Annotated in this window: 11 protein-coding genes; 6 read left to right on the forward strand and 5 right to left on the reverse strand. The window is 53.1% G+C overall.

Going from position 1 to position 10,567, the window contains the following annotated elements:
- Positions 1-70: 70 nt before the first annotated feature.
- The 4 genes from C7386_RS10615 to C7386_RS10630 all read right to left on the reverse strand — a co-directional run bounded on the left by C7386_RS10615 (position 71) and on the right by C7386_RS10630 (position 5,143).
- Positions 71-1,702 carry a solute:sodium symporter family transporter gene (locus C7386_RS10615; protein ID WP_110436214.1) on the reverse strand — a complete coding sequence of 544 codons (1,632 nt, stop codon included), beginning with the start codon at positions 1,700-1,702 and terminating at the stop codon, positions 71-73.
- A gap of 119 nt (positions 1,703-1,821) precedes the next feature.
- Positions 1,822-2,832 carry a sugar ABC transporter substrate-binding protein gene (locus C7386_RS10620; RefSeq protein WP_110436215.1) on the reverse strand — a complete coding sequence of 337 codons (1,011 nt, stop codon included), beginning with the start codon at positions 2,830-2,832 and terminating at the stop codon, positions 1,822-1,824.
- Between the two features lie 89 nt (positions 2,833-2,921).
- Positions 2,922-4,100, reverse strand: coding sequence for a Gfo/Idh/MocA family protein (locus C7386_RS10625; protein ID WP_110436216.1), 1,179 nt, complete (start codon positions 4,098-4,100; stop codon positions 2,922-2,924).
- Between the two features lie 110 nt (positions 4,101-4,210).
- A complete protein-coding gene (locus tag C7386_RS10630; protein ID WP_116705510.1) occupies positions 4,211-5,143 on the reverse strand; it encodes a sugar phosphate isomerase/epimerase family protein in 933 nt (310 codons plus the stop codon).
- 224 nt (positions 5,144-5,367) lie between these two features.
- On the opposite strand from C7386_RS10630, the gene C7386_RS10635 reads away from it, so the two are divergent.
- The 6 genes from C7386_RS10635 (at position 5,368) to C7386_RS10660 (ending at position 9,961) form a co-directional block, all read left to right on the forward strand.
- A complete protein-coding gene (locus C7386_RS10635) occupies positions 5,368-6,222 on the forward strand; it encodes a helix-turn-helix domain-containing protein (RefSeq protein WP_116705511.1) in 855 nt (284 codons plus the stop codon).
- 334 nt (positions 6,223-6,556) lie between these two features.
- Complete coding sequence (locus C7386_RS10640; RefSeq protein ID WP_110436219.1) at positions 6,557-6,844, forward strand: DUF960 family protein; 288 nt, start codon at positions 6,557-6,559, stop codon at positions 6,842-6,844.
- A gap of 24 nt (positions 6,845-6,868) precedes the next feature.
- Positions 6,869-7,963, forward strand: coding sequence for an amidoligase family protein (locus C7386_RS10645; RefSeq protein WP_110436220.1), 1,095 nt, complete (start codon positions 6,869-6,871; stop codon positions 7,961-7,963).
- A 1-nt stretch (position 7,964) separates the two neighbouring features.
- Positions 7,965-8,903: a class II glutamine amidotransferase gene (locus C7386_RS10650; RefSeq protein WP_110436221.1), complete on the forward strand. Its 939-nt coding sequence runs from the start codon at positions 7,965-7,967 to the stop codon at positions 8,901-8,903.
- 173 nt (positions 8,904-9,076) lie between these two features.
- Positions 9,077-9,259, forward strand: coding sequence for a helix-turn-helix domain-containing protein (locus tag C7386_RS10655; RefSeq protein WP_158557267.1), 183 nt, complete (start codon positions 9,077-9,079; stop codon positions 9,257-9,259).
- Positions 9,260-9,406: 147 nt separating this feature from the next.
- Entirely contained in the window at positions 9,407-9,961 is a 555-nt protein-coding gene (locus tag C7386_RS10660; protein WP_110436223.1) for a recombinase family protein, read from the forward strand.
- A gap of 36 nt (positions 9,962-9,997) precedes the next feature.
- Here the strand turns inward: C7386_RS10660 and C7386_RS10665 are convergent, their stop codons facing one another.
- Positions 9,998-10,339: a helix-turn-helix domain-containing protein gene (locus C7386_RS10665; protein WP_110436224.1), complete on the reverse strand. Its 342-nt coding sequence runs from the start codon at positions 10,337-10,339 to the stop codon at positions 9,998-10,000.
- Positions 10,340-10,567: the final 228 nt, after the last annotated feature.

Here is a 10,567-nt window from a genome sequence, read left to right on the forward strand (position 1 = left end):
AGCCTTTTGCACCACTGCGGAGGGACACAGCGGCGCTGTCTAACGGCAGCAGCGCACGGGGAGTCGGACGTTATGCGCCGATGCCGAGAGGCGAAAAGATAAGGTACATGATCGCAACAACTGCCGCACCGGCAATCGCCCAGACCTTGCCGCTCTTCCAGGGGGTCATATCCATGACCTTGGCATCCGGCATCTCCCACGCCAGCTGACGCGGACTTACCTTGATGCAGATTGCATAGATGATACACTCGAGAACGAACAGTGCGAATACAACATACAGATAGTGGAACCGGCTGAAGAACGGGATGACCTTGGTCAGACCGTACAGCACGATGTGGACCGGAATAACGATCTTCGGGGCGATAGCAGGCGCTTTTTTGCTCAGCAGACCGAACAGGACAGCGGTCAGCAGCGGCATGGAGAAGAAGCCCCAGCACTCATTGATGAAGTTCATAATGCCGGTGCCGAAGAACATAACGAACGGTGCAATGGCGATGGAAACCACGCCGACAATCGTACCGAAGATCTGGCCGACCTTAACAACCTTGTTGTTGGAGGCCTGCTTGCCCCAGATGGGCTGCCAAACGTTCAGCGTGAAGATGGTGGATGCGGAATTCAGCACCGAGTTGAACGAGGACAGGATCGCGCCGAACATAACGGCTGCGAAGAAGCCCATCAGCGGCTTGGGCAGCACTTCCATAACGAGAAGCGGGTAGGCCTGGTCAGCCGCCATGCCGACCGAGGTGTCCATCTGGCCGTTTGCAGCCAGCAGCTGGAACGCGATGATGCCCGGCAGAACGATGACAAATACGTCAAGGCACTTGAAGAAGCCGGCCCAGATCGCGCCCTTCTGGCTCTCAGCGAGGTTTTTGCCGCCGAGCGAACGCTGGATGATGGACTGGTTGGTCGCCCAGTAGAACAGGTTGTTGACGAACATACCGGTCAGCAGCAGCGGCCACGGTACTTCCGGCGGAAGTGCGTTCGGCGCGGACCATGCGTTCATCTTTTCCGGCGTTGCGGAGATGAGGTGATCCAGACCGGCCATGAAGCCGCCGCCGTCCAGCTTGCCGAGGGCAAGAATGCCGAGGATCGGGATAGCGAAGCCGCCGATGATCAGACCGACGCCATTGATGGTATCCGAGTAGGCAACAGCTTTCAGGCCGCCGAATACGGCATAGCACATGCCGATAATGCCGGTGCCGATACAGATAATGGTGATGGCGCTGAAATAGCTGATGCCGAACATACTCTCGAGGTCGAAAATCTTAACCAGTGCGACCGCACCGGAGTACAGAATGGTCGGCAGCATGGTAACGACATATGCGATCAGGAACAGAAGCGAGAACAGGCGCATGGTGAAGGTATCGTAGCGCATCTCGAAGAATTCCGGGATGGTTGCGATGCCGCCGCGCAGCAGCTTGGGCAGGAACACGAACGCCAGCACGATCAGCGCGAACGCCGAGGTGGCCTCCCAGGCCATCGTACTCATGTTGCCCGCAAATGCCTGTCCGTTCGTGCCGACAAGCTGTTCTGCGGAAAGGTTGGTCATCATCAGAGAACCGGCGATAACGATGCCGGGCAGTCCGCGGCCTGCGAGAAAGTAGCCTTCCTTGGTGGACAGGTCGTCATCGCGTGTTTTCCACCACGAGAGCACCGCGACAAGCACGGTGAACGCGATAAAGGTTGCGACAGTAAATGCCATTTTGTTGTTTCCCCCTTGTTTTTTAACTGTGTGGGCTGATTTTTGGGCGCAGAAAACCGCCTCCCCCTTTGAAGAGGCGGTTTTCCGCATTTTTATTTCGTTGGAATACAGAGATTCGGTCACTGGCCCAGGCGCTTTTCTACCTCAGCGCGGCGTTCTGCGGCGTTGTCAGCCGTTACAACGGTAGCATCAGTTGCAATGAACTCGTCCAGCTTTTTGCCGTTGAGCGCATCGACTGCGGCCTGCACGCCGAGATAACCAACATCGTAGCCGTCAACGGCGACGGTCATGGTCTCCTGTCCGGCAAGAATAGCATCAATGCCCGCCAGATTGCCGCCGACGCCGACAAAGATGGTGTCCTTGTATGCCGGAAATGCGGCTGCGGCACGGGCGGCACCGGCTGCCATATCATCGTTATTAGCTACGATGATAGCAACGCCTTCCGGATGTGCCTGAATGATGGCCTCCATGCTGGTAACAGCCTTGTCGGCTACGCCGTCTGCGTACTGGGTTTCCGCAGAGAGATATTCGCCGCCAGCTTCTGCAATGCCCTGCTTAAAGCCTGCAATGCGTGCCTCCGAGGTGGAGTCGCCTTGCACACCCATGATGCCGATGGCGGTAATCTTATCCCAGCCCTTATCCTTTGCCGCCTCAACAGCAGCCTTGCCGCCCATTGCGGCCAGCTCCTCGTTGTTGAAGCCGACAAAGCTGAGCACCTTGTCCGACGGAATCGCAGTGTCGATCGCCACGATTGGCAGGTCGGTATTTGCAATCTGGGTCGCTACGGTTTCGGCCTGCAGCGGAGAAACGACCATGGCGTCGCAGTCGTTCGCGCTGAGCGTGGTTTCGATCATGGAAAGCTGCTCGTCATATGCGGTCTCCGAGCTCGCGCCCAGAACATCGACCGTAACGCCCAGATCTTCACCGGCCTGCTTGCAGCCGTTGCCGACATACTGCCAGTATTCGGATGCGAGCGTTTTCAGAATGACCTTGATATGGTAATCCTGCTGTGTGGTCTGGTCGGCAGTGTCACCGCCGTTATTTGTCTGTGCGGTGCTGCCGCCGCAGCCTGCGAGAGCGCTCATCATCAACGCGCCGGATACCAATGCAGCGAGTAATCTCTTTTTCATAATCGTTCCTCCGAAATCAGGTAATAACAGATATTAAAATAGAAAAGAAATGCTATCAGAAGATTCTTGGGGATATGCTGTTGATGGAATTATTCGTAATCCACCCACGCGGAACCCTTGTCTGCGGATTCCACGCACTTTTCGATCCACTTGATGCCCTGTGCGCCGGCCTTGACATCCGGATACCAGAAGTCGCCGTAAGCGCCCTTGTCCGCGTCAGCCATAGCAACTGCGAAGCGGGCATACAGGTTGCTCCACGCCTCGAACAGACCCTCGGCATGGCCGCCGCCGATGCGATCCTCGACACGCGCCTCGTCGGTCAGGTAGCCCGCGCCGCGCTCGAGCACGCGGGACGGCTCACCCTCGATCTCGTACAGCATCTGGTTCGGACGCTCATCATCCCACTCGAGGGATGCCTTGGAGCCGACCACGCGGATCTTGTGGTAGTGGCGTGCGCCGCTGTTGATCGAGCTTGCCCAGCAGTATACCTGAGCGCCTGCCTGTACGTTTTCGCTGCCCTTGAGGTTCATGATAACGAAGGCGTTGTCCTCCAGCTCGCGGCCCTCAACGAAGGAACGCTTGGTGCACATCAGGTTGTCGATCTTCATGTCCGGGATCATCGCCTCGATGATGAACAGCGGATGCGTGCCGACATCACCGAGTGCGAAGGACGGGCCTGCCTTGGACGGGTCAAAGCGCCACTTTGCGGACGGAACCTTGTCCTCAATCTTGAAGTTGTAGCCGCCAAACGCGAAACTCATGTTGATAACGCGGATCTCACCGAGATCGCCGTTTTTGATCATCTGGCGTGCCTGCTGGATGAGCTGATGACCGGAGTAGCCGTAGGTCACGCCGACAACGCGGTGTTTCTCCTCGGCCAGCTTGACCAGCTCGTCCGCCTGCTCGGAAGTGAAGCACAGCGGCTTCTCGCAGACAACGTGCAGACCGGCTTCGAGAGCAGCCTTGCAAACCTCGTAGTGCATGCCGTTCGGCGTTGCGATGGAAACCGCCTGCACGCCGTCCGGACGCTTGGCCTCCTCAGCGAACATGGTCTTGTAATCCGGATAGCAGCGGTCCGGATCAACATGCAGCTGCTTGCCGAAGTCCTTGCCGCGCTCGGGATCGATGTCGAACGCACCGGCAACCAGTTCGAAGTTGAAGTCGCGCAGTGCCGCCGAGCGATGGATGTAGCCAATCTGGCTGCCGCGGCCGCCGCCGACCATGCCCCAGCGAATGGGATTTTCTACTCGTTTTTCACCGTAATACATAAAGAATCCTCCTTAAAAACTACATGAATATTAAATTATTGTGTTTGAACTATTGAGAGAGTGGAGCGGGAGCACGGGAGAGAAGGGCCGTGCTCCTCGCTCGGGTGTGATCAGATTTCGTAGCCGACCGATTTCAGGTAGTCCACGCTGGCCTTGACATCACGCAGGCTGGTGTCCGAGTTGCGCGGATCGCGCTCCTGCTCAATGGTGATGTAACCGGAATAACCGATATCTGCAAGCGCCTGCTTGATGGCCGGATAGTCGAGCGAACCCGTGCCGATGGGGCACATCGCGCCCTTGCCGCAGCCGTCGAAGAAGCGGATGCGCTCGCCGAGTACTTGACGGTAAACGGTTTCGTTTACGTCCTTGAAGTGGACGTAATCCAGCTTGTCAGCATATTTTTTGAGGTACTCCACCGGGTCCATGTGCGAGTAATACAGATGGCCGGTATCCAGACACAGACCGGCGACCTCATACGGAATATCGCGCACGACCTTTGCAATCTCGTCGGAAAATTCAATGTAGCCGCCCGCGTGCGGATGGATGACCGGGCGCACACCCCATTTGTTCGCGCGTTCACATACAGCGCGGACGTTGCCCATGAAGCGCGCCCATTCCTCGTCCGACAGACGCGGTGCCGTGTCCGGATGGCCTGCGGCGTAGTCGCGCTCGTCGTGTCCCCAGTCCATAACGGTCATGTACGGCGTGGGGAACTTCTGGCCGTCGTGGGTCTTGAGTACCGGCAGCTTGGGGTCGGTGATCAGGCGGCAGATGTCGTCAACCGCGTGCAGCACGCTCTCCTGATTGTCCGCATCGAGCAGATCGTGGAAAATGGTGCCTGCTACGATGGCGAGACCGTTCTTTTTCAGCTCATTTGCGACCAGCTCGGCATCGATGGGCAGGTAGCCGTAGGGGCCAAGCTCGATGGCGCTGTAACCGGCTTTGCCGGCTTCCTCCAGTACGCGCGTCCAGGGAGGTAAATACGGATTCTTGGGGTCGTCTACACCCCAGCAGCAGGGTGCACCACAGATTTGAATGCTCATAATTGAAAACTCCTTTCGAGGTTTAATCGAAGTTTTTGTTCTTTTTGATGATTTCATTATACTATTTCGGACGATAATATGTTTCTTTCTTCTTGCGTTTTGTTTTGCGGAAAATATTGAAATATTGCACAAAAAGCAGGGGGAGCAATTTGGTTTATACGGATTCTTGCGGTCTGTGCAAAAATACGCTATACTATACTCATATTTACACAGGGGGAAAGAGCATGGCGGAAGAAATACGTTTTGTATCCGGTCAGATGCCGAGTCTGCTGTACGCCACCAAGCAGATCGTAGCGGCATCGGCTATCACGCGCGCCATTCATCGGCACGAGCGCTTTACGGAAATGCTGTATGTTTATCAGGGGGCCGGACAGTACATCGCAGGCGGCTACAGCTATCCGATCCGCACGGGTGATATCTTACTATATAATCAAGGTGATCTGCATGAGGTCACCTCGTCCCTGCAGCACGAGATCGGCACATTCTGCTTTGGCATTTCCGGTCTGCAGCTGCGCGGACTGCCGGAAGGGCATTTCACCAAGGCGGAAAACGGGTTTGTGCGTCCGGCGATGGACGAGATCGACCACATGCAAGCACTCAGCGAATTGATTTACGAGCATGCGGAACGGAGAACGTCTTACTCGGATGAAATCGTCGCACAGCTGCTGCCGGCGCTGGTGCTGCTGTCGGCCAATCTGCCGCCGGATGCGCGCGCCGCCGATCAGCCGCATAATCTGGTGCTGGCGAACCGCATTCGGCAGTACATCGGCACGCATTTCACCGAGCAGCTGACGCTCGAGGATATTGGAGAGGCGATGTCCATGTCGCCGTATCATCTGGCGCATATTTTCAAGGAGATCACGGGTATGTCGCCCATCCATTATATGATACGCTGCCGTGTCGGTGAGGCGCAGAACCTGCTCATTTCGACCGATTACAGCGCAACGCAGATTGCCGCTATTGTCGGATATACCAATGTCAATCACTTCAACGCCATTTTTGCGAAGCTGGTCGGTCTGCCGCCGATTCGGTATCGCAGGAAGTATCTGGAGAATATGCAGGGCAGCAGACTGCAGTAGCGCAGTACCGCAACAACCGACTTTTCGTTGATATATTATCTATATATAACGGAAAGGAGGGAGAATCGTGGCGGGAAAGTGCTTTATTTGCCCCTGCTGTGGAAAAAGCAAACCGAGCACGCAACGCATCCTTCTCGGCAAAGATGCGTTGTGCTACGCCTGCGCCGAGGAGTATACCACGCTCTGTGATCGCTGCGGCGAGCGGGTATACCGCAAAGACGTACGACAAGTCGATAACCGCACAGTTTGTCCACAATGCTATGGACAAATCCATCACTAATCCCATTGAGAGCAAATGCTTTCAGTGGGATTTTCGCGTTTTGAGGAGGAAATTATGTTTGAAAATCCCAAGTATATCACACGCGGCGTGCAGAGCGAAATACCAGACGCTTTGATGCTTCTCATGTGGCAAATGATTGCTGCTATGCAGTCTTCACAAAAAGATTATCTGCAAGTGTTCATATTGACGAAAACGCCGACGGGACAGCACATCGTCCATACACAGGAACAGCCGCCGTATCGGTATGAACTTGATGTGCATTGTAAGTGCGCGATAGATGCTAAAGTGTATGTCATTGATGACAAAACGCACAGCACCATGCTGTTAGCTTCGGAGTATTAACCAACTGAAATGGAGGAATTACCAATGAAAGAAACTCGAATTTGTTCTAATTGTGGTATCGAGCACCCGCTCGATACCATGTACCAAGTAGAAGGTGACTGGCTTTGTGAAAGCTGTGCTGACCGTCTGACCGTAGTCTGCGACCACTGTAACGATCGAATCTATGAGGAAAATGCCATTGAGGACGATAACCATACGCTCTGCGATCACTGTTTTGATGAGTATTACATCCGCTGTGAGGACTGCGGCCGCATTATCAGCCGCGACCGTGCCTATTGGGATAACGATGACAACGTCTACTGCTCCTCCTGCTGGGACGAGCATAACGACATTATCCATGAATACAACTACACCCCCGATCTCGTGTTTCACGGCAAGGGCCTGCGGCACTTCGGCGTTGAGCTGGAGATTGATAACGGCGGCACGGTAAACAATAACGCTCAAAAGTTGCTCGACATCGCTAACGCTAGCGCCGAAAATCTGTACATCAAGACTGACGGCAGTCTTGATGATGGTATGGAACTTGTCACACACCCTATGACGCTGGAATACCATTTGAGCGAAATGCCTTGGGAAGAGGTGCTTCGCAAAGCGCAGAGCATGGGCTATTTGAGCCATGCCGCCGGCACCTGCGGCCTGCATGTTCATATCTCCCGTCTGGCGTTCGGCTGTACCTATGAGCAGCAGGAGGCTGCGATTGCACGCCTGCTTTACTTCGTCGAAAAGTTCTGGGCGGAACTGCTTCGCTTCAGCCGCCGCACCCAGTCCCAGATGAATCGCTGGGCGGCACGGTATGGAATCCGCCTTACGCCATCCGAGCAAATGAGCCACGCAAAGAATTCCTGCGCCGGACGTTACACAGCGGTCAACCTTACCAACTCGGATACTGTGGAAATTCGCATGTTCCGCGGTACGCTCAAGCTGAACACTCTCAAAGCCACCCTGCAGATGGTCAATCATCTCGTCGAGGTGGCTGTTTCTATGTCCGACTGTCAGGTTCAGGACATGAGTTGGTTTGATTTCCTTGACGAAATCACCGAGCCGGAACTTATCCAGTATCTCAAGGAACGCCGTTTATATGTCAATGAACCCGTTACTGCTGGCGCAGAGGAGGAATAATATGTGCAGTTTATTCGGTTTAATCGATTTTAAGGAGTGCCTGAGCACCCACACGAAGAACAAAATCTTGAACACGCTCGCCAGAGAGTGTCAAGTGCGCGGCACGGACGCGACGGGCATCGCCTACAATTTCAACGACCGTCTGCGGATTTACAAGCGTCCGATTCCCGCTCGGAAGATGAAGATTCATATTCCGCACGGTATAAATGTCGTGATGGGACATACCCGTATGACGACACAGGGCAACGCGCAGTTTAACCAGAACAATCATCCGTTTCTCGGTAAAGTTGACGGCAATTCATTTGCTCTTGCACATAACGGTGTACTCTGGAACGACAAAGAACTTCGTATAGCGGAAAACCTGCCGCTGACGAGCGTTGAAACGGACAGCTACGTTGCGGTGCAGCTTTTAGAGAAAAACAAGGCCCTCGACTTTGACAGCCTGCAGCATATGGCTGAAAAAGTCGAGGGTTCTTTCGTCTTTACCGTTCTGGACAAAGATAACTCTATCTGGTTTGTTGTCGGTGATAACCCGCTATGCGTGATGTTCTACGATGGCTATCTTATCTATGCCTCCACGCAGAAAATCCTGTGCAAGGCAATCAAAAAGCTGAAATTAAAAGCGCCCACCGATATTCTCGAACCGAAGGAGGGCGAGATTTTGAAAATCGACCGAGCGGGACAACTCACGACCGGAAGTTTCACACCGCACACGACTTTCGAGCGTTGGTGGCGTAAGTATCCGTACTATCGCAGCTACTACGAGGATACGCCCATAAATTATGACGATCTTTTCAGCGTTGCCAAGGCATTTGGCGTTTCGGCTGATGAGATACAGGCTTTACTCGACTACGGCTGCTCGGAGGAGGAGATTGAGGAAATGCTCTACGATCCGACCCTGCTCCACGAAATGACCGGCGAGCTGCTCTACGCATATTAAGAAAGGTGGTGACCCAATGAAGGTAATCAAGAACACATTGCTGTTCGGCATTAAGGTTGTCGCGGCGGTGGCGGCAGCAATCCATGTGCTGCGCGATAAAGATGTATCTAAATAACAAATCAGCCTTTTCTGTGCAAAACAGTACAATAAACTGCACAGAAAGGCTGATAGACATGAATCTGGACCAATATCCCGATGTTTTGACACTGCATGAGTGTCAGCAGATTTTGCAGGTCAGCCGCGGCACCATGCTGCGGCTTCTGCACGAAAACGAAATTCCGGCGTTCCGTGTCGGGAATCGCTGGCGTATTCAGCGCAAGGCAATGCTCGAATTCATCGAGCGTGACGAATACTGAAAACAACCGTAACGAACAGTTCCGTTTGGGTATACCTATACGGAACGCTTGGAAATCGTCCCGTTTAAGTCGGTTTTGGAGTTTTGGAACGTCCCGAAATTTCAACCGACTTAAACGGGAAATTCTTTTTTGACAGGAGAACATACTATGAAAATTGGTTATGTGCGTGTCAGCACAGAAGAACAAAATACCGCAAGACAGGAAATTATGCTCCGCGAACTCGGTGTCGATGAACTGTTCATCGAAAAGGCCAGCGGCAAGAACGCTGACCGTCCCGAACTGTGTCGTATGATGGAATATGTGAGGCGCGGTGATACTGTTATCGTCGAGTCCATCAGCCGCTTTGCCCGCAACACTCGTGATCTGCTCGATCTGGTAGAGCGTCTGACCGAAAAGCAGGTAGAGTTTGTCAGCCGCAAAGAAGCGATCGACACCACTACGCCGACCGGCAAATTTATGCTGACCGTATTTGCAGCAGTCGCAGAGCTGGAACGTGAGTATATCTTACAGCGCCAGCGAGAAGGTATCGCCATCGCTAGGGCTCAAGGGAAATATCGAGGCAGACCGGCAAAGGATTATCCCAATTTTGAGTGCGTAGTTGCTCGCTGGCGTAATGGAGAAATCACTGCGGTGCAAGCGATGAAGCAGCTCGGTATAAGCAAAACGCGATTTTATGAAAGAGCAAAGCTATTGAACAAGTAATTGAAAGCCGTATGCTTTCAGCATACGGCTTTTCTTTCACTTTGTATCTTTATGATTCATGGCACTGATAACCGTTTTCAGTATGGATTCCAGATACGGAAGCTGCCCGGGTGTTACACTCTCCACCATCGGAGAAAGTGCTTTGAGCATCCCTAGCTTATCGTTTTTCTCCTGTTTTCCGAACAGAATATAGTCAGTGGATAGACTGAGCGTAGTTGCAATACGGCATAGTGTCGGCACGGACATACCCTTGGTTCCCAGTTCAATATCTGCACAAAACTTGGGGGTAATATCCAGTTTTTCAGCAAATTGCTCGCGTGTCAGTCCTAAATATTCGCGTTGCTTGCGGATACGTCCTCCGATAGCCACCCAGTCCATGCTGTTCCTCCGTTCATTCTTTCTATTTAGTGTACCCCGTACAGTTGTAATGAAAAATGAACTTTTAGGGTGGAAATATATAAACTTATAGCGTATAATGGAAGTAACTCACAGGGGGCACCGCCCCACAGTATGTACCAGTCAACAAAAGTGGACACGAAAAATATTATTTTTAAAATTTAATTTTCAAAAGTAGACACCATCTATATTTTTATCAACTATGTATAT

The organism is Agathobaculum butyriciproducens, from assembly GCA_003096535.1.
GTDB lineage: Bacteria > Bacillota > Clostridia > Oscillospirales > Butyricicoccaceae > Agathobaculum > Agathobaculum butyriciproducens.